The organism is Kitasatospora sp. NPDC088742, assembly GCF_055584905.1.
Map to the genome: position 1 here is coordinate 1 of NZ_JBVJLD010000001.1, position 19,385 is coordinate 19,385.

General features: G+C 71.4%; 16 protein-coding genes, 1 rRNA gene and 1 riboswitch. Of the genes, 13 read left to right on the plus strand and 4 right to left on the minus strand.

The window, feature by feature from the left end:
- Nucleotides 1–135: 135 nt before the first annotated feature.
- The 12 genes from rrf (at nucleotide 136) to ACZ6ZR_RS00060 (ending at nucleotide 11,455) form a co-directional block, all read left to right on the plus strand.
- Nucleotides 136–252 (plus strand): 5S ribosomal RNA (rrf, locus tag ACZ6ZR_RS00005).
- A gap of 96 nt (nucleotides 253–348) precedes the next feature.
- Complete coding sequence (locus ACZ6ZR_RS00010; RefSeq protein ID WP_465637670.1) at nucleotides 349–960, plus strand: CDP-alcohol phosphatidyltransferase family protein; 612 nt, start codon at nucleotides 349–351, stop codon at nucleotides 958–960.
- Nucleotides 961–1,119: 159 nt separating this feature from the next.
- Nucleotides 1,120–3,615, plus strand: coding sequence for a sugar phosphate nucleotidyltransferase (locus tag ACZ6ZR_RS00015; protein WP_465637672.1), 2,496 nt, complete (start codon nucleotides 1,120–1,122; stop codon nucleotides 3,613–3,615).
- 135 nt (nucleotides 3,616–3,750) lie between these two features.
- Complete coding sequence (locus tag ACZ6ZR_RS00020) at nucleotides 3,751–4,650, plus strand: DUF881 domain-containing protein (protein WP_465637674.1); 900 nt, start codon at nucleotides 3,751–3,753, stop codon at nucleotides 4,648–4,650.
- On the plus strand, nucleotides 4,647–4,979 hold the full coding sequence (locus ACZ6ZR_RS00025) for a small basic family protein (RefSeq protein ID WP_465637676.1): 333 nt from the start codon (nucleotides 4,647–4,649) through the stop codon (nucleotides 4,977–4,979). Before ACZ6ZR_RS00020 ends, ACZ6ZR_RS00025 begins: the two co-directional genes overlap by 4 nt.
- A gap of 11 nt (nucleotides 4,980–4,990) precedes the next feature.
- Entirely contained in the window at nucleotides 4,991–5,881 is an 891-nt protein-coding gene (locus ACZ6ZR_RS00030) for a DUF881 domain-containing protein (RefSeq protein ID WP_465637678.1), read from the plus strand.
- A 181-nt stretch (nucleotides 5,882–6,062) separates the two neighbouring features.
- Nucleotides 6,063–6,923: an FHA domain-containing protein gene (locus ACZ6ZR_RS00035; RefSeq protein ID WP_465637680.1), complete on the plus strand. Its 861-nt coding sequence runs from the start codon at nucleotides 6,063–6,065 to the stop codon at nucleotides 6,921–6,923.
- Between the two features lie 134 nt (nucleotides 6,924–7,057).
- A complete protein-coding gene (ftsR, locus tag ACZ6ZR_RS00040) occupies nucleotides 7,058–7,750 on the plus strand; it encodes a transcriptional regulator FtsR (protein WP_465638472.1) in 693 nt (230 codons plus the stop codon).
- 101 nt (nucleotides 7,751–7,851) lie between these two features.
- Entirely contained in the window at nucleotides 7,852–8,322 is a 471-nt protein-coding gene (locus ACZ6ZR_RS00045; RefSeq protein ID WP_380148371.1) for a bifunctional nuclease family protein, read from the plus strand.
- A 244-nt stretch (nucleotides 8,323–8,566) separates the two neighbouring features.
- Nucleotides 8,567–9,244 (plus strand): MerR family transcriptional regulator, encoded by a 678-nt coding sequence (locus tag ACZ6ZR_RS00050; RefSeq protein ID WP_465637682.1) that lies wholly within the window; start codon nucleotides 8,567–8,569, stop codon nucleotides 9,242–9,244.
- A gap of 70 nt (nucleotides 9,245–9,314) precedes the next feature.
- Nucleotides 9,315–10,013 (plus strand): SanA/YdcF family protein, encoded by a 699-nt coding sequence (locus tag ACZ6ZR_RS00055; RefSeq protein WP_465637684.1) that lies wholly within the window; start codon nucleotides 9,315–9,317, stop codon nucleotides 10,011–10,013.
- Nucleotides 10,014–10,048: 35 nt separating this feature from the next.
- The gene (locus tag ACZ6ZR_RS00060; RefSeq protein ID WP_465637686.1) at nucleotides 10,049–11,455 is read left to right on the plus strand and encodes a DNA polymerase IV; all 1,407 of its coding nucleotides are present in this window, start codon (nucleotides 10,049–10,051) and stop codon (nucleotides 11,453–11,455) included.
- Between the two features lie 144 nt (nucleotides 11,456–11,599).
- Here the strand turns inward: ACZ6ZR_RS00060 and ACZ6ZR_RS00065 are convergent, their stop codons facing one another.
- Together ACZ6ZR_RS00065 and ACZ6ZR_RS00070 are read right to left on the minus strand one after the other, a co-directional pair.
- Nucleotides 11,600–13,039 carry an MFS transporter gene (locus tag ACZ6ZR_RS00065; protein ID WP_465637688.1) on the minus strand — a complete coding sequence of 480 codons (1,440 nt, stop codon included), beginning with the start codon at nucleotides 13,037–13,039 and terminating at the stop codon, nucleotides 11,600–11,602.
- A gap of 384 nt (nucleotides 13,040–13,423) precedes the next feature.
- The gene (locus tag ACZ6ZR_RS00070; protein WP_465637689.1) at nucleotides 13,424–14,410 is read right to left on the minus strand and encodes a PRC and DUF2382 domain-containing protein; all 987 of its coding nucleotides are present in this window, start codon (nucleotides 14,408–14,410) and stop codon (nucleotides 13,424–13,426) included.
- Nucleotides 14,411–14,641: 231 nt separating this feature from the next.
- Nucleotides 14,642–14,741, plus strand: a riboswitch (glycine riboswitch).
- Between the two features lie 238 nt (nucleotides 14,742–14,979).
- Between ACZ6ZR_RS00070 and gcvP the strand changes: the two genes are divergently transcribed.
- Nucleotides 14,980–17,850 (plus strand): aminomethyl-transferring glycine dehydrogenase, encoded by a 2,871-nt coding sequence (gcvP, locus tag ACZ6ZR_RS00075; protein WP_465637691.1) that lies wholly within the window; start codon nucleotides 14,980–14,982, stop codon nucleotides 17,848–17,850.
- A 206-nt stretch (nucleotides 17,851–18,056) separates the two neighbouring features.
- Here gcvP and ACZ6ZR_RS00080 read toward each other — a convergent pair whose 3' ends face one another.
- Nucleotides 18,057–18,245, minus strand: coding sequence for a DUF5999 family protein (locus ACZ6ZR_RS00080; protein WP_465637693.1), 189 nt, complete (start codon nucleotides 18,243–18,245; stop codon nucleotides 18,057–18,059).
- A 237-nt stretch (nucleotides 18,246–18,482) separates the two neighbouring features.
- Nucleotides 18,483–19,064: a hypothetical protein gene (locus ACZ6ZR_RS00085; protein WP_465637694.1), complete on the minus strand. Its 582-nt coding sequence runs from the start codon at nucleotides 19,062–19,064 to the stop codon at nucleotides 18,483–18,485.
- Nucleotides 19,065–19,385: the final 321 nt, after the last annotated feature.

A 19,385-nucleotide genomic window follows, 5' to 3' on the forward strand; every position in this document is an offset into this window, starting at 1 on the left:
TGTAAGGGGTGGAGCTGACCGGTACTAATAGGCCGAGGGCTTGTCCTCAGTTGCTCGCGTCCACTGTGTTGTTCTGAAACAACGACCCCACCCCGTTTGGTCACGGGGGTGGTGCGGTTGACAGTTTCATAGTGTTTCGGTGGTCATAGCGTGAGGGAAACGCCCGGTTACATTCCGAACCCGGAAGCTAAGCCTCATAGCGCCGATGGTACTGCAGGGGGGACCCTGTGGGAGAGTAGGACGCCGCCGAACAATCATTCAAGAGAAGCCCCTCATCCTCAGGATGGGGGGCTTCTCTGTTGTATGGTCAGTCCGCACCGTTTTCGTACCGTACAGGGAGGCCCCCGCGTGGAGGTCCAGGAGACGCGCGTCCAGACCGACCGCGTCCTCACCATTCCCAACCTGCTGAGCATGGGCCGGCTGGTGGGCGTTCCGATCTTCCTGTGGCTGATTCTCTGGCCGGTGTTCGGGGGGCCCAACAACGACGGTTGGGCGATCGCGATCCTGATGCTGAGTGGGGTCAGCGACTACCTGGACGGGAAACTCGCCCGGCGGTGGGGGCAGATCAGCCGGCTCGGGCAGATCCTTGACCCGGCGGCGGACCGGCTGTACGTGCTGTCGACCCTGGTGGGTCTGACCTGGCGGGAGATCCTGCCCTGGTGGGTCACGGCGATCCTGCTGGCGCGGGAGGTGTTCGTGGGGCTCTGGTTGCTGGTGTTGGGCCGGTACGGGTACGGGCCGCTGCAGGTGGCCTTCCTGGGGAAGGCGGCGACCTTCAACCTGATGTACGCGTTTCCGCTGCTGCTCCTGGGCGTCGGTACCAGCTGGGTGGCCGATCCGGCCGCGGTGGTGAGTTGGGCGTTCATCTGGTGGGGCACGGTCCTCTACTGGTGGTCGGGCATCCTGTACGCCGTTCAGGCGCGTCAGTTGATCAGGGCGGAACGGGCCGTCGCGGCCTGACCGCGGAGAAGTGCGGTGCTCCGGAGGGGCGTGGGACGAGACGAGTCCCACGCCCCTCCGGTGCGTCGCGGGAGACTCAACGGGTAGAGATGCCTGCGGAACGGTTTGATGGAAGCCCGTGCAGGGGTTTTCCAGAGCCGCGAAGGAGGACGCACCCGAATGAAAGCCGTTGTGATGGCAGGGGGCGAGGGAACTCGCCTTCGCCCGATGACCTCGAGCATGCCCAAACCACTGCTGCCGGTGGCGAACCGCCCGATCATGGAGCACGTACTGAGGCTGCTGAAGCGACACGGCCTCTCGGACACCGTCGTCACCGTGCAGTTCCTCGCCTCCCTGGTGAAGAACTATTTCGGGGACGGCGAAGAACTGGGTATGCACCTCACCTATGCCAATGAGGAGGTCCCGCTCGGTACGGCCGGAAGCGTCAAGAACGCGGAGGACGCGCTCAGGGACGATTCGTTCCTGGTGATCTCCGGTGACGCGCTGACCGACTTCAACCTCACCGATCTGATCGAGTTCCACCGGAGCAAGGGCGCTCTGGTGACGGTCTGTCTGACCCGGGTGCCGAACCCGCTGGAGTTCGGGATCACCATCACCGACGAGGAGGGCCGGGTCGAGCGGTTCCTGGAGAAGCCGACGTGGGGGCAGGTCTTCTCGGACACCGTGAACACCGGGATCTACGTCATGGAGCCGGAGGTCTTCGACTACGTCGCGGCCGGCGAGGTGGTGGACTGGTCGAGCGACGTCTTCCCGCAGTTGCTCAAGGAGGGCAAGCCGGTCTTCGGCTACGTCGCCGAGGGCTACTGGGAGGACGTGGGCACCCACGAGAGCTACGGGAAGGCGCAGGCGGACGTCCTGGACGGGAAGGTCGACGTCGAGCTCGACGGCTTCGAGATCTCTCCCGGGGTGTGGATCGCCGAGGGGGCCGAGGTGGACCCGGAGGCGGTGCTGCGCGGGCCGCTGTACATCGGGGACTACGCCAAGGTCGAGGCCGGGGTGGAGCTGCGGGAGCACACCGTGCTGGGCTCCAACGTGGTCGTGAAGCGGGGCGCGTTCCTGCACAAGGCGGTGATCCACGACAACGTGTACATCGGGCCGCAGTCCAACCTGCGCGGCTGTGTGGTGGGCAAGAACACCGACGTGATGCGGGCCGCCCGGATCGAGGACGGGGCGGTGATCGGGGACGAGTGCCTGATCGGCGAGGAGTCGATCATCTCGGGCAACGTCCGGGTCTACCCGTTCAAGACCATCGAGGCCGGAGCCTTCGTCAACACCTCGGTGATCTGGGAGTCCCGGGGGCAGGAGCACCTCTTCGGGGTACGCGGCGTCTCCGGGATCCTCAACGTGGAGATCACCCCGGAGCTGGCCGTCCGGCTGGCCGGGGCGTACGCCACCACGCTGAAGAAGGGTGCCACCGTCACCATTGCGCGTGACCACTCGCGTGGTGCCCGGGCACTCAAACGGGCGATGATCTCTGCCCTCCAGACCAGTGCGATCGACGTCCGCGACCTGGAGAACGTGCCGCTGCCGGTGGCCCGGCAGCACACCGCACGGGGCAGTGCCGGCGGGATCTTCCTACGGACCTCGCCCGGGGTGCCGGACTCGCTGGACATCCTGTTCCTGGACGAGCGCGGGGCGGACCTGTCGCAGGCCGGGCAGCGAAAGCTGGACCGGGTGTACGCGCGGCAGGAGTACCGCCGGGCCTTCCCGGGCGAGATTGGGGACCTCAGCCACCCGGGCAGCGTCTTCGACTCGTACGCGGGGAACCTGCTGCGGGCGGTGGACACCAGGGGAGTCAGGGAGGCCGGGCTCAAGGTCGTGGTGGACGCCGCGCACGGCAGTGCCGGGCTGGTGCTGCCCTCGATCCTCGGGCGGCTCGGGGTGGAGGCGCTCACCGTCAGCGGCGGCCTGGACGAGGCGCGGCCGACGGAGGACGCGGAGGAGCGGCGGGCCGGGCTGGCCCGGCTGGGGGAGCTGGTCTCCTCCTCGCGCGCTGCCTTCGGGGTGCGGTTCGACCCGGTCGGCGAGCGGGTCTCCTTCGTGGACGAGCTCGGCCGGGTGATCGAGGACGACCGGGCACTGCTGGTGCTGCTGGACCTGGTCGCGGCCGAGCGGCGGAGCGGGCAGGTGGCGCTGCCGGTGACCACCACCCGGATCGCCGAGCAGGTGGCGGCGTACCACGGCACCCAGGTGATCTGGACGACCACCTCGCCGGACGACCTGGCCAAGGCGGCCTCGACCGACTCGACGATCTTCGGCGGGGACGGCCGCGGTGGTTTCGTGGTGCCGGAGTTCAGCGGCGTGCTGGACGGGGCCGCGGCCTTCGTGCGGCTGGTCGGGCTGGTGGCGCGGACCCAGTTGACGCTGAGTCAGATCGACGCGCGGATCCCGCAGGCGCACATCCAGCGGCGGGACATCGCCACGCCGTGGGCGGCCAAGGGCATGGTGATGCGCTCGGTGGTGGAGGCGGCGGGCAACCGGCGGCTGGACACCACCGACGGCGTTCGGGTGGTCGAGGCGGACGGGCGCTGGACGCTGGTGCTGCCGGACCCGGCCGAGGCCGTCACCCACCTGTGGGCGGAGGGCCCGGACGACGCGGCGACCCAGCAGCTGCTCGACGAGTGGGCGGCCGTGGTGGACGGCGCGGGGAGGTAGCGGGACGCGGTGACCGGGGCGGGCGGTGCGAACCGTCCGCCCCGGGACGTTCCGGCCACGATCAGGTGACCGATCGGGCAGTTCACGGCGGGGGGTGTGCGTTCACCCGGTCGGCGACATGGGACGATGTCTCGCATGCCAGCATCGCCGAGGCCGACCGACCGGGACGGACGCTACGCGCGCCCTGACGCCTCGATGTCCCTGCTGACCAGCGTCATGGACCACGGGTTGGACGAGGGCTACGCCGAGGCAGCCAAGGCCCGTGAGGGCCAGGGGCCGAGCCGGATGCCGACGGCGGTGAAGGGCAAGCTGGTGCTGGCCCTCGGCCTGGCGCTGGCCACCACCGTGGTGACCGTCGGGGCGGTGAACACCCAGCAGGCGGCGCCGACCCTGGCCCGCGAGCGGGACGCCCTGGTGCAGCGGGTGCAGGACGCCACCGGCTCGGCCGACCACATGCAGCAGCAGATCCAGGACCTCCGCGGGAAGGTGGAGCGGGCCCAGGGCCAGGCGCTGCAGAGCGACGGCGGCTCGGCGCTGGCCGAGCTGGCCACCCGTGCGGGCACCGCCGAGGCGGTCGGCCCCGGGTTCAAGCTGGTGCTGGAGGACGCCTCGGGCACCGGTGCCGGCGGCAGCGTCTCCGACCCGCGGCAGGCGGACGGTTTCTCCAACACCGGCCGGCTCCGCGACCGCGACCTCCAACTGGTCGTCAACGGCGTCTGGCGGGCCGGGGCGGAGGCCGTCGCGATCAACGGCCAGCGGCTCACCGAGCTCTCCGCGATCCGGGCGGCCGGCGACGCGGTGCTGGTCGACAACCGCCCGCTGGTGCCGCCGTACACCGTGCTGGCGATCGGTGACGGGGCCAAGTTCGGCCAGTCCTTCCAGGACGGCGAGGCCGGGCGGTACCTGAAGATCATTCAGGACAGCTACGGCATCAAGTCCACGCTCACCGTGCAGAAGAAGCTGACGGTGCCGGGCGCGCTCGGCATCACGCTGCGGTACGCGCAGCCCGACACCTCAGGAGCAGCTACCCCGTGATTGCCGTGCTGGGTCTCGTGATCGGCGTGGTCGCCGGTCTGATCGTGCAGCCCGAGGTGCCCGACGCCGTGGTGCCGTACCTGCCGATCGCGGTGGTGGCGGCGCTGGACGCGGTGTTCGGCGGCGTCCGGGCGATGCTGGACGGGATCTTCGACGACAAGGTCTTCGTGGTCTCCTTCCTCTCCAACGTGGTGGTGGCCGCGCTCATCGTGTACCTGGGCGACCAGCTGGGCGTGGGCTCGCAGCTCTCCACCGGTGTGGTGGTCGTGCTCGGCATCCGGATCTTCTCCAACGCCGCGGCGATCCGCCGGCACGTGTTCCGGGCCTGAGAGGGAGAGCGATGGCAGCGGAAGAGCAGAAGCCGGAGCCCGCTCCGGAGGAGCCGGAGCAGTCCGACACGCCCGAGCCGGCGGAGAAGGCGGACCAGCCGGTACCCGAGCCCGAGCCCGAGCCGGAGCCTGAGCCCGGGTTCGCGCCCGGACCGGAGCCCGAGGTCGCGGTGGACGAGAACACCCCGCGCCGGCGGCTGCGGACCGCGCTCTGGCCGCCACGCCTGTCGCGCGGTCAGCTCGTGGTGGCCACGCTGCTGTTGGTGCTCGGCTTCGCGCTGGCGGTGCAGGTGCGTTCGACCAACGACCACAGCCAGCTGCGCGGCGCCCGCCAGGAGGACCTGGTCCGCATCCTCGACGAACTGGACAGCCGTCAGCAGCGTCTCCAGCAGGAGAAGACGCAGCTGGAGCAGTCCCTGGCGCAGTTGGAGAACAGCTCCAACCAGGCCAAGGAGGCCCAGGAGCAGACCAGGAAGAAGGCGACGGAGCTCGGGGTGCTGGCGGGTACGGTCCGCGCGACCGGTCCGGGGATCGTGCTGACGATCGATGATCCCCAGCGGCAGGTGAAGGCCGATATGCTGCTGGACACCCTGCAGGAACTCCGAGCCGCAGGGGCGGAGGCGATTCAGATCAACGACGTGCGAGTGGTGGCCGGCAGCTACTTCACCGACAGCGGTGAGGACCGCGTGCAGGTGGACGGCAAGGTCCTGTCCGCCCCGTACCGGTTCACCGTGGTGGGGAACCCGCAGGATCTGACACCCGCGCTGAACATCCCCGGAGGGGTGGTGCGCAGCCTGGAGAAGCAGAAGGCGCGCGCGACCATCACCCAGGAGCAGAAGGTCGTGGTCGACGCGCTGGCCGCTCCGACGGTCCCTCAGTACGCCAAGCCGGCGGCGAAGTGACGGCCCGACCGACGTACGGTCCGTCAGTTCCGCACCGCCCCCGGTGCGGGCGTGGGCATCCCGGTCGGGGAGACTGGGGCCGAGCGCCCGTCCGAATCCGGCCGCGACACCGGCCGGTTGCCTGTCCGAACCGCACACCCTGCCCCGCGGGCGGGTCTGTCACACGCAAGGGGATTCGCCCGTGAGTCTGTTCTCGAAGCTGTTCGGCCGCAACAAGAACCGCGCTGCGGCGGTCGAGCAGCCCACCGCCCGCCACCGGGCGGACGAGTCCTCGGTGCCGGGGATGCGTCCCTCGCCGGAGTCGGCGGGGTACGCCGAGCGTCCGCTGTTCCGCGACGGTGGGCAGAATGCGGCGGCTTACGGCGCGTCGGTCGACCAGTCCGGCGCTCCGCGCATAGGTTTCCCGTCGGGACCCTCAACCTCTGGTGGAGGGTTCGCCCCGAACGACCCCTATGCCGGTCAGACCCTGCCGGGTGTGGACCTCCAGGAGGCTGTGAACATGGCTGGTGGTCCGTCCCCGTGTCCCCGTTGCGGGAACCAGAACCCCGCCACGGCACGCTTCTGCTCCAACTGCGGCAACCAGCTGCGCGGCGGCGCGCCGGAGCACTCGGCCGAGGTCACCTCGACGATCTCGATCCACGGCCTGGAGTCCTACGACCCCAACACCACGACCGGCACCGGCGCCACCCCGGCGCTCTCCGCCGACGTGCTGGCCGCGATCGACTCGCTGCCGCCGCACTCGGCGCTGCTGATCGTGCAGCGCGGCCCGAACTCGGGCAGCCGCTTCCTGCTGGACAAGGACGTCACCACGGCGGGCCGTCACCCCGAGGGCGACATCTTCCTCGACGACGTCACGGTCTCCCGCCGGCACGTGGAGTTCAGGCGCCACCCGGGCGGCTTCACCGTCGCCGACGTGGGCAGCCTGAACGGCACCTACGTGAACCGGGAGCGGATCGACGAAGTCCAGCTGGGCAACGGCGACGAGGTGCAGATCGGCAAGTACCGGCTGGTCTTCTTCGCCAGCCAGCACCGGGGGTACTGAGACCGCAAGGCCGTTGTCCGGGGGGACTGGATCCGACGTCGGCAGGAGCCCGTGTGACCACCCCTTCCACCACCGAGTCCTCGCCCGTTCCGGGTTCGCGCCGAGCGGGCGAGGTCAGGCGGCGCGGCGACGAACTGCTCAGTATCGGCGCGGTGCTGGCGTTCCTGCGGGACGACTTCCCCGAGGTCACCATCTCGAAGATCCGCTTCCTGGAGGCGGAGGGGCTGGTGGAGCCCCAGCGGACGCCCTCGGGCTACCGCAAGTTCAGCACCGCCGACCTGGACCGGCTGGCGTACGTGCTGCGGATGCAGCGCGACCACTACCTGCCGCTGCGGGTGATCCGCGAGCACCTGGACGCCATCGAGCGCGGCGAGGCGCCGCCGGCCCTCCCCGCGCCCGACAACCGGCCGGGCCCGGTGGAGGAGGCCGACCGCGAGCTGGTCGCGCTGCCGTCCGGCGGCGGGGTCCGGCTGGGCCGTGCCGAGCTGCTGGCGGCCGCCGAGGCGGGCGAGGCGGAGCTGACGGAGTGGGAGTCCTACGGGCTGATCGCCGCGGGGCCGGACGGCGGCTACGACGGCGAGGCGCTCCAGGTCGCCCGGCTGGTGGGCGAGTTGGGCCGGTTCGGGCTGGAGCCGCGGCACCTGCGGGCGATGAAGGCGGCGGCCGACCGCGAGGTGGCACTGGTGGACCAGGTGGTCGCGCCGCTGCGCCGGCACCGCAATCCGCAGACCCGGGCGCATGCCGAGGCGACGGCGCGGGAGCTGGCCACGCTCTCGGTGCGGCTGCACGCGGCGATGGTGCAGGCGGGGCTGAAGGCCCGCACGTAGTGGTTCGCGCAGTGAACGTTGTCCGTTCGTCCGGGCGCCGTCGACCGGCCGCTGAGCGGCTGCGCTTTCATATCCGGGACCGGGGCCATAGGGTTGCCAGTGTGAATGAGCTCGACGTCGTGGGTGTCCGGGTGGAGATGCCTTCCAATCAGCCGATCGTGCTGCTTCGGGAGGTCGGGGGAGATCGGTACCTGCCGATCTGGATCGGTCCTGGAGAGGCCACCGCGATCGCGTTCGCCCAGCAGGGGATGACGCCGGTCCGGCCGCTGACCCACGACCTGTTCAAGGACGTGCTGGAGGCGCTCGGCCAGGACCTGACCGAGGTCCGGATCAGTGATCTGCGGGACGGCGTGTTCTACGCCGACCTGGTGTTCTCCGGCGGGGTCGAGGTCAGCGCCCGGCCGTCCGACGCGATAGCGCTGGCGCTGCGCACCGGGACGCCGATCTTCGGCGCGGAGGAGGTGCTCGCCGAGGCGGGCATCGCGATCCCGGACGAGCAGGAGGACGAGGTCGAGAAGTTCCGTGAGTTCCTGGACCAGGTCTCGCCGGAGGACTTCGGTGGCCAGCAGTGACCGCTTTCTGACCGGGGGTCAGTAGCCCCCGGCCGGTCCGTTCCGCAAATCGGCTTTTGCCAAAGGGCGTTCGTCTACCCACACTAGGGGCACGAAAAACCACTCGGCCGGGTGACATGGTCCCGGTGCCCCGGCGTGGCGATCGTTGACGGGTCCTGGGCGACTGCCTACCGTCAGTTGTGGCTCCGGCGGCATGTGCCGCCGGCCATGACGGCCCATCACGACGGAGCGGACGGAGGTAGGCATGAGCGGCTCGGGCAACGGTGCGGACGGCACCGGCCAGTGCTCCGTGCACGTCCCGCGCTCCGCACGCACGGTGCTGGAGCGGTCCCGGGAGGGCCTGGAGCCCGGGGTGGAGCTGCCGCGGTTCGCGCGCTTCCCCGCGGTGCAGCCGGGCCAGCCGGCCATCGAGCGGCTGGCACCGACCTCGGCGCTGATCGGCTACCGCGGGCCGACGGCCTGCGCGGCGGCCGGCATCACCTACCGCCAGCTGGACTACTGGGCCCGTACGGGCCTGCTGGAGCCGAGCGTGCGGACGGCCTACCCGGCCAACGCGCAGCGGCTGTACAGCTTCCGGGACATCCTGCTGCTGAAGATCGTCAAGCGGCTGCTGGACACCGGCGTCTCGCTGCAGAACATCCGGATCGCGGTCGGCCACCTGCAGAGCGTGGACGAGGGCGACCTGGCCGGGCTGACCCTGATGTCCGACGGCGCCACGGTGTACGAGTGCACCTCGCCGCAGCAGGTGGTCGACCTGCTGAAGGGTGGTCAGGGCATGTTCGGCATCGCGGTCGGCGCCGTCCGGCAGGAGCTGGAGGGCACGCTCGGGCGGTTGCACGCCGAGCGGACCGACACCGGTGAGACGGTGGTCGGCTACGACCCGGGCGACGAGCTGGCGCAGCGGCGCAACCGGGCGGGCTGACCCGGCGTCACTCCCCGCGGACGACAAGGGGAGAACGCGAGTGCGAGCGGTGCGACGGACAGGACGGCTGGTGCGCCGAGGGGCGCTGCACGGACGGGCCGCGGTGGCCCGGCTGCTGCGGAGCCGGGCCACCCAGCGGCGGTGGTTCCAGACCCTGGTGGTGGCCTCCGTGCTCGGTCTGGTGCCGATGAGCTGGCTCTGGCTGGCGGCGGGTGACCGGGTCGGCACGGTGGCCGGGGCTCCGGCCGCGCCGGTGGGCGTGGTCTTCGGGGCCGGCCTCTTCGAGGGGAAGCCCTCGCCGTACCTGGCGCACCGGCTGGACGCGGCGGTGGAGCTGTACCGGCAGGAGAAGATCCAGGCGGTTCTGGTCACCGGGGACAACAGCCGCACCGAGTACGACGAGTCCACCGCGATGAAGACCTACCTGGTCGAGCACGGCGTGCCGGCCCACAAGGTGGTCGAGGACTACGCGGGCTTCGACACCTGGGACTCCTGCACCCGGGCCAAGCACGTCTTCCTGGTCGACCACGCGGTGCTGATCAGTCAGACCTTCCACGCCCGGCGGGCGCTGGCGCTCTGTCAGGCCGCCGGGATCGACTCCTACGCCGTGGGCGTGGACGAGGACCCGAACTCCACCTGGTACTACGGCGGGCTGCGGGAGATCCCGGGGGCGGCCAAGGCGGCCTTCGACGCCGCCCTGGAGCCGGACCCGACCTTCTGGGGGGACAAGGAGCACGGCGTCGGGGTCGCGGTGGCCGCGCCGCGCTGACCGGAGTTGTCGGTGGCGTGCGGGATGATCGGCGGGTGCGGTCGGTGCCTAGCATTCTCCACCTCGACATGGACGCCTTCTTCGCCGCGGTGGAGCAGGCGGCCAAGCCGAGCCTGCGCGGGAAGCCGGTGATCGTCGGCGGCCTCGGGGTGCGGGGCGTGGTCTCCACCGCCTCGTACGAGGCCCGCCGGTTCGGTGTGCACTCGGCGATGCCGATGGCCCAGGCCCGCCGGCTCTGCCCCAACGCGGCCTTCCTGAGCGGGCGCTACGACGCCTACCGGCAGGTCAGCGAGGTGGTGATGGCGCTGCTGCGGGAGCTCTCCCCGCTGGTCGAGCCGCTCAGCGTGGACGAGGCCTTCGTGGACTTGGAGGCCGGCCCGTACGGGCCGGCGCTGGCCGCGGCGGATCCGGCGGCGGGGGCGGAGATGGCGGTCGCGATCGCCACCGACCTGAGGGCCGACATCGCGGAGCGGACGGGCCTGACCGGCTCGGTCGGGCTGGCCGGCTCGAAGCTGATGGCCAAGATCGCCTCGGAGGAGGCCAAGCCGGACGGGCTGGTGCTGATCGGCGTCGGCCAGGAGCGGGCGGTGCTCTCCACCATGTCGGTGCGGGCGCTGCCCGGGATCGGCCCGGCCACCGAGCAGGTGCTGCGGCGGGCCGGGCTGACCACGGTGAAGGACCTGGCGGAGGCCGGCGAGGGCGAGCTGGTGCAGCTGCTCGGCCGGGCGCACGGGGCCGGGGTGCACCACATGGCGCTGGGCCTGGACGAGCGCCCGGTGGTCCCCGACCGGGACGCCAAGTCCGTCTCGGTCGAGGACACCTTCGAGGTGGACCTGGCCGACCGGGGCCGGGTGCTGCGCGAGATCGACGAACTGACGGTCCGTTGCGTCCGCCGCCTGCACGCCGCCGGGCGCTCGGGGCGGACGGTGGTGCTCAAGGTGCGGCGCTTCGACTTCTCCACCATCACCCGCTCCGAGACGCTGCGGTCCCCGACGGACGACGCGGTGGTGATCGCCGAGACGGCCCGGCGGCTGGCCCAGCAGGTGGACATCACCGGCGGGGTGCGGCTGCTCGGGGTCGGTGTGGCGCAGCTGGCCGACTTCACCCAGGAGGACCTGTTCGCGCAGGCCGAGCGGGAGGAGCGGGAGGCGGAGGCGGCCGGGGCGCCGGAGGCGGAGGTGCCGGAGGAGACGGCCGCGGCGGCGGTGGTGGTGCGGCAGTGGCGGCCGGGGCAGGACGTGACGCACGCTCAGCACGGGCCGGGGTGGGTGCAGGGGAGCGGGGTGGGGCGGGTGACGGTGCGCTTCGAGACGCCGCAGGGCGGGGTGGGCCGGGTGCGGACCTTCGCCGTGGACGATCCGGAGCTGGAGCCCTCGGGGCCGCTGCCGCTGCGGCCGGGGATGGCGCGGCCGGCCGAAGAGGATGAGGACGAGGGGGAATGACGACGGCCCCCGCACCGTGTCCATCGGTGCGGGGGCCATTCATCCTGCGGCCGCTCGTCCGGGCGTGATGCCCTCACGTACCGGCGGCGGCCGGAGCCCACCGGGCGTGACCCGTCCCTGAGCACGCCCGGTGGTGACGCCTCGTCAGGCGTCGGTCTTCACCAGCTCGGGCGAGGCGGCGGCCTCGACGGGAGCGGGGGTCTCCTTGATCCGGCGGATCGCGAACGGGACGGCGGCGGCCACCAGGCAGACGGCGGCGGCGACCCAGAACGCGTGCTTGTAGGCGTCCAGGGTGGGCAGCTGGACCGGGATCGGCAGCTTCATGGTGTCGCCGGTCAGGATCGCGGCCATCACGGCGGTGCCGATGGCGCCACCGACGGTGCGCAGCACCGCGTTCATGCCGTTGGCGATGCCGGACTGCTCGATCGGGACGGCGCCGTTGATGTAGGCGGGCATCGCCGCGTAGGCGAGGCCGACGCCGAGGCCGAAGACGGCGGAGGCGAAGTAGATGTCGCCCTCGGCGGAGTGACGCAGCGCCAGGTAGACCATGCCGGCCGAGCCGAGCAGGCCGCCGAGCACCAGCGGCAGGCGGGGGCCGCGGCGGGCGATCAGCAGCGCGCCGACCGGGGCGGCGACCATCGAGCCGAGCGCGGAGGGCAGCAGCATGACGCCGGCGTGCAGCACGGTGGCGGTGAAGCCGTAGTGGGCGAGCTTCTCCGGGGTCTGGGCGAAGTTGCTGATCACCATGAACGAGCCGTACATGCCGAAGCCGATCAGCAGGCCGGAGATGTTGGTGAACGCGACGGCCGGACGGGCCATCATCTTCATGTCGACCAGCGGGTGCTTGACCTTGACCTCGATGATCCCCCAGACCAGGGCGATCACGGCGGCGGCGGCGAACAGGCCCAGGGTGCGGTTGGAGGTCCAGCCCCAGGTGTTGCCCTGGGAGACCGCGATCAGCAGCGCGGAGAGCCAGCCGGCCAGGGTGAGTGCGCCGAGCGGGTCGGCGCCGCCGTTCTTGTCGATCACCGGGTCGGTCGGGACGCGCAGGGCGACCAGGGCGATGGCGACCAGGCCGAAGGCGAGGCCCATCCAGAAGATGGACTTGTAGTCCCAGTGCTCGAGGAGCAGGCCGGTGGCGACCAGGCCGAGGCCGGAGCCGACGCCCATCGAGGCGGAGATGGCCGCGACGCCGCCGGTGACCTTCTCCTTGGGGAGCTCGTCACGGACGATGCTGATCGCCAGCGGCAGCACGCCGCCGCCGGCGCCCTGGAGCACGCGGGCGACCACGAGCCAGGTGAACGAGTGGGTGCTGACCGCCAGCGCGGAGCCGGCGACCAGGCCGGCGAGCGAGACCAGCAGCATCGGCTTGCGGCCGCGGAGGTCGCCGAAGCGGCCGAGCAGCGGGGTCAGGACGGCGGCTGACAGCAGGTTCGCCGTCATGAGCCAGGTGATGCTGGAACCGGACACGTCCAGTTCGCGCGCCAGCGAGGGCAGGATCGGGACGACGGCGGTCTGCACCACGCTGAATGCCAGCATCGCCAGCACCAGGGCGGGGAGCACGCGCGTGCTGCTCGGCCTCACGGAAGCTTCCTTCAGTTGAAAGTCAAGGGACTGAAGTAACCATGACCGGAGATACTTCACTGTGTCAAATATTCTCTGGTGAAGCTTTGGCAAAGTGGTGCCCTGCCGGGCGGGCGGGGGTGGGGTGGGGAGGGGGTGAAGCTTGGGCGACGTGGTGCCCTGCTGGGCGGGCGGGGGTGAGGTGGGGAGGGGGTGAAGCTTGGGCGACGTGGTGCCCTGCTGGGCGGGCGAGGGTGAGGTGGGGAGGGGGTGAAGCTTGGGCGACGTGGTGCCCTGCTGGGCGGGCGGGGGTGAGGTGGGGAGGGGGTGAAGCTTGGGCGACGTGGTGCGGAGTGCGCCGAAGCCGCCCGGCATGGGGGTGCGGGGCGGCTTCGTGAGGGGGTGTCAGGAGGGGCGCAGGGGTTCGGGGCGGCCGGTGGTCTGGGGCGGCGGGGGAGTGTCGGGGGTGGTGGTGTCGTCGTGGATCTCGACCTGTTCGCGGCGGAGTTCCTCGTGGATGACGGCTTCCTCGGTGTAGCGCTCGACCACCAGGCGGACGCGTTCGACGGGGGCGAGGTACTTGCGGACCACCGGGCGTTCCTCCCGGAGGGTCACCTCCTCGACGGCCTCGGCGATCTCCTGTTCGCTGAGGGCGGCCCGTTCGGCCTCGGTGACGGGGACGCGTTCGACCCGGACCCGTTCCTTGACCACCGGGACCTTGCGTTCCACCGCCTCGGAGGTGACGTACTTGCGCAGTTTCGCGGTGCCCAGCACGTGCCACTCGGTGGTGACGTCGAGGCGCTCCTCGCGGCAGGTGATCTCGACCGGGCCGCTGGGGGCGTTGCCGGGGACGGTGGGGGTGGTGGGCTCGGCCGGCTTGGTGGTGACCGGGGCGGGGGGCATCTCGGTGGTGGCGGTGAAGGCCATCGGGGCGGCCGTCATGGTCGGGGCGGTGGTGGTCGCGTTCACGCTGCTGCTTTCCTTGCTGGTGGTGCCGATGGTGCCGAAGTCGAGGTCCTTGGCCGTGTCCGAGCCGTTGGTGGCGAGGGCGGCGGCCGCCACCGGGGCGGCGACGGGCGTGCCGGTCTCCAGGCCGTAGTAGCGGTAGAGCTGGAGTTCCTGCGCCGGGGAGAGGTGCTGGCCGACGCCGAAGTCGGGGGACTCCTTGATCAGCGACTTGTCGTAGGGGACCTTGAGCTCCTCGCCGGAGAACTCGCTGGTGGTCAGCGGGACGAACGCGTCCCGGCCGAAGATCCCGGTGCGGACGGCCGCCCACTCGGGTTCGCCGGTCGCGTCGTCGAGGTAGACCTCGTCGACGGTGCCGATCTTGTCACCGTTCCGGTCGACCGCCTTGTGCCCGATCAGGTCTCGCGGGTCGATGTCGGTCTGCACGCTGTCCTCCAGGGGCGAGGTACGAAAGCACCCCTGACACTCCGTCAGGGGGCGGTCGGCAGAACTGCCCGGCCGCACTTCACACGAAAAGCCATCTATCGGACGTCGGCCATTCGAACGCCGCCGTTGGGGAGGGGATGGGGCCGTTCGAGGGCGCGTCGCGGGCCGTGGGAGTGCGCCGGGGGCGCCCGTGATCTGCGGCGCGACCGCTGGTACCCTGGGCGCGACTGCCGAGCCCGCTCGGGAGAGTCCCCTCCGCTCCGGCGGAGAAGGGCGCCGAAGGAGCAAACCCTCCCCGGAATCTCTCAGGCATCCGTACCGTGCGGGGTAGGTCACTCTGGAAAGCAGGGCAGGACCGACGGCGAGGGAGCCGGCGGGCCCCACCCTCACCGACGGTGCAAGCCGACGGGCGGCCGCGGGCCGCCACGTGCGGGCGAAGCTCTCAGGTACAGATGACAGAGGGGGAGGCCTGACGGGTTCGTGCGTTCGAGGCCCCCGCTGTCCCACGGCGGCGATGGCCGACGGCGTGCGTACCCCCGCCGGTCCGTGACCAGGAGGCCTCGACCCCCATGAACGCCAAGCCGACCCTCACCGAGCTCGAACTCGCGAGCCCGTTCGAGAACCGTCACATCGGCCCCGACGCCGCCGCCCAGGAGAAGATGCTGGCGCAGGTCGGCTACGGCTCGCTGGACGAGCTCTCCGACGCCGCCGTGCCGGACGCCATCAAGAGCCTGACCGCCCTGGGCCTCCCCGCCGGCCGGAGCGAGGCCCAGGTGCTCGCCGAGCTGCGCGAGCTGGCCGACCGCAACACCGTCCTGCAGTCCATGATCGGCCTCGGCTACTACGGCACTTTCACCCCGCCGGTGATCCTGCGGAATGTGCTGGAGAACCCGTCCTGGTACACCGCCTACACCCCGTACCAGCCGGAGATCTCGCAGGGCCGCCTGGAAGCGCTGATCAACTTCCAGACCGTGGTCGCCGACCTGACCGGCCTGGACACCTCCGGCTCCTCGCTGCTCGACGAGGGCACCGCGGCCGCCGAGGCGATGTCGCTGGCCCGCCGGGTCACCAAGGTCAAGGGCGGCGTCTTCCTGGTCGACGCCGACACCCTGCCGCAGACCATCGCGGTGATCCAGACCCGCGCCGAGCCGACCGGTGTCGAGGTGGTCGTCGCCGACCTGTCCGCCGGCATCCCGGCCGAGACCGCCGAGCGCGGTGTCTTCGGCGTGCTGCTCCAGTACCCCGGTGCCTCCGGTGAGGTCCGCGACCTCGCCCCGGTGATCGAGCAGGCCCACGGCCTCGGCGCGGTCGTCGCGGTCGCCGCCGACCTGCTGGCCCTCACCCTGCTGAAGTCCCCGGGCTCGCTCGGCGCCGACATCGCCTGCGGCACCTCGCAGCGCCTCGGCGTCCCGATGGGCTTCGGCGGCCCGCACGCCGGCTACCTGGCCGTGAAGGCCGCGTACGCCCGGAACCTGCCCGGCCGCCTGGTCGGCGTCTCGGTGGACGCCGACGGCAACCGCGCCTACCGCCTGGCCCTGCAGACCCGCGAGCAGCACATCCGCCGCGAGAAGGCCACCTCCAACATCTGCACCGCCCAGGTGCTGCTGGCCGTCATGGCCTCGATGTACGCGGTCTACCACGGCCCGGACGGCCTGGCCGAGATCGCCCGCCGCACCCACCGCTACGCGGCCGCGCTGGCCGAGGGTCTGCGCGCCGGCGGCGTGGAGCTGACGGCCGGTCAGTTCTTCGACACCGTCACGGCGAAGGTCCCCGGCAAGGCCGCCGAGATCGCCGCCGCCGCGCGCGCCAACGGCGTGAACCTCTACCAGGCCGACGAGGACACCCTCTCGATCTCCTGCGACGAGACCACCACCCGCGAGCACCTGGCCGCCGTCTGGTCCGCCTTCGGCGTCACCGCCGAGGTCACCGAGACCGCCGACGCGCTGCCCGCCGCGCTGCTGCGCGAGGACGAGTACCTCACCCACCCGGTCTTCCACAGCCACCGCTCGGAGACCGCGATGCTGCGCTACCTGCGCCGCCTCTCGGACCGGGACTACGCGCTGGACCGCGGCATGATCCCGCTCGGCTCCTGCACCATGAAGCTCAACGCCACCACCGAGATGGAGCCGGTCACCTGGCCCGAGTTCGGCCAGCTGCACCCCTTCGCGCCGGTCGACCAGGCCGCGGGCTTCCTGTCGCTGATCCGCGGTCTGGAGCAGCAGCTGGTGGAGGTCACGGGATATGACGCCGTGTCGATCCAGCCGAACGCCGGTTCGCAGGGCGAGCTGGCCGGTCTGCTGGCGGTCCGGGCGTACCACCGGGCCAACGGCGACGTCGAGCGCGACGTGTGTCTGATCCCGTCGTCCGCGCACGGCACGAACGCCGCCTCCGCGGTGATGGCCGGGATGCGGGTCGTCGTGGTGAAGACCCTGCCGGACGGTGACGTGGACGTCGCCGACCTGAAGGCGAAGATCGAGCAGCACCGCGACCAGCTCTCGGTGCTGATGGTCACCTACCCGTCGACCCACGGCGTGTACGAGACCGAGATCACCGAGATCTGCGCGGCCGTGCACGAGGCCGGCGGCCAGGTGTACGTCGACGGCGCCAACCTCAACGCGCTGGTCGGCCTGGCCAAGCCCGGCAAGTTCGGCGCGGACGTCTCGCACCTGAACCTGCACAAGACCTTCTGCATCCCGCACGGCGGCGGCGGCCCGGGTGTCGGCCCGGTCGCGGTCCGCTCGCACCTGGCCCCGTACCTGCCGAACCACCCGCTCCAGCCGGAGGCCGGCCCGGCCACCGGCGTCGGCCCGATCTCGGCCGCCCCGTGGGGCTCGGCCGCGATCCTGCCGATCTCCTGGTCGTACGTCCGGCTGATGGGCGGCGAGGGCCTCAAGCGCGCCACCCAGGTCGCGGTGCTGAACGCCAACTACATCGCCAAGCGGCTCGCCCCGCACTTCCCGGTGCTCTACACCGGGCCGGGCGGGCTGGTCGCGCACGAGTGCATCATCGACCTGCGGCCGCTGTCGAAGGAGACGGGCGTGACGGTGGACGACATCGCCAAGCGCCTGATCGACTACGGCTTCCACGCTCCGACCATGTCGTTCCCGGTCGCGGGCACGCTGATGATCGAGCCGACCGAGTCGGAGGACCTGCACGAGATCGACCGCTTCTGCGACGCGATGATCGAGATCCGCGGCGAGATCGAGAAGGTCGGTTCGGGCGAGTGGGCGGCGGAGGACAACCCGCTGCGGAACGCTCCGCACACCGCCGCGACGCTGGCCGGTGAGTGGGAGCACCCGTACACCCGCCAGGAGGCGGTCTTCCCGGCGGGCGTCAACCCGGCGGACAAGTACTGGCCGCCGGTGAGCCGCATCGACGGTGCGTACGGTGACCGGAACCTGGTGTGCTCCTGCCCGCCGCTGGACGAGTACGGCAGCTGACGGGGTAGCGCCCCGCAGGGGAACGGCAGCACCTGCAACTGGCTGATGGTGAGTCAGTTGCAGGTGAGCCGCCTCCCGAAGCGCGCAGTTCCTCGCGCCCCTTGGCGTTTGCCCTGCCGCTGGATGTGCCGGTGCTGGCGCGCCCACGCGGCGGAGCCGCAGATCAGGCGGGGCCCCGCGCCCCTGGGCGCTGCCCTGCCGGGCCGTCAGGCGATGGCGAGCGGCCGGCGGGGGGCGATGATGCGGCCGTCGGGGAGGAGTTCGCCGGTGTCCTCGAAGAGGAGGACGCCGTTGCACAGGAGGCTCCAGCCCTGGTCGGGGTGGAACGCCATCGGGATGGCGGCCTCGCGGTCGGTGGACAGTGCGGACGGACACTCAGGCTGGTGCTGGCACATCGTCGTACCCTCGCTTCAGATTCCCCTGACCGGCCCAGGTGTGAACCGGCGCTCCGACGGGTAGGACTGACGACCCCCCGCGTCGGTTCCCAGTGTCGTCATCCCGAGGCCTTCCCGCAGCGATTTCGTGACATGCGCCACAAGCGGTGCCCAGGGATCACCCGTTCAGATGGAAAAAGGGCCACTGCCGCCTGACCGGAAGGTCGTGCGGCAGTGGCCCTTTCGGGTGAGTGGGCGTCAGGAGCGCCCGGCGGGCGCGAGCGGGCGGGCGAGGAGGGCGAGCAGGTCGGCCGCGGGGTAGACGCGGTGGGCGGTGATGCCGAGCGGGGCCGGGGCGAGGGGGATGAGGAGGTCCACCGAGGGGCCCGGGTCGGGGTGGTGGAGCCAGAGGGCGGTGGCGTAGTGGCCGGGGATGGAGAGCAGCCGGGGGTGGTGCAGGGTGCGGGCGGAGATGGCGATCTGGTGGGCCTGGCGCAGGGCGCGCAGGGTGGAATCCAGGTAGGGGCCGGCGGTGAAGTGCGAGAAGACGTGGAGCTGTTCGGCCGTCTCGGTGACTTCGGCGGCGGCCACGGGGCCGCCCAGGCCGGCTTCGATCAGGAACCGCCAGCCCGTCCGGCGGGCGCCCGCCAGGGGGGCGGCGGGCTCGTCGAGGACGTGCACCGCGAGCGGATGCGCGGGGTGCAGCCGCTCGTCCCCGCCCCCGTCCTCGCCGGTGGCGAGGGCGAGGGGCGCGAGCGGGCCGAGGGCTGACTCACAGTCGAGCGCGTCGAGGACGGCGCGCAGGGCGCTCGGCGGTGGCTGGGGGGTCTGCAGGGTCATGGTGGGTCGCCTCTCCGTGCTGGAAACGGCGTGCGAGTGCGGCATACCGGCTGGTGGGTCGGGGACCCGGGCCGTGTCCGGTTGGGCATGGTCGCTTGCGGGCGCGGGCCTGCCGTTCGAAGGAGCTTCGGGGCGGCGGGTGCCGGGCGGGAGCTGTGCGAATCCTGATCGAACGGATGCACAGGGTGACTTTCTTATCACATTCTGTACCCGGTGGCAAGTCGGGAATTGTCTGACGTATCGTCAGGAACCTTGTTCGGCAACCGCGTTCGAGCAGGAGGCTAGGGATCTTCGGGCTGGGCATGATGCAGGGACCGTTCG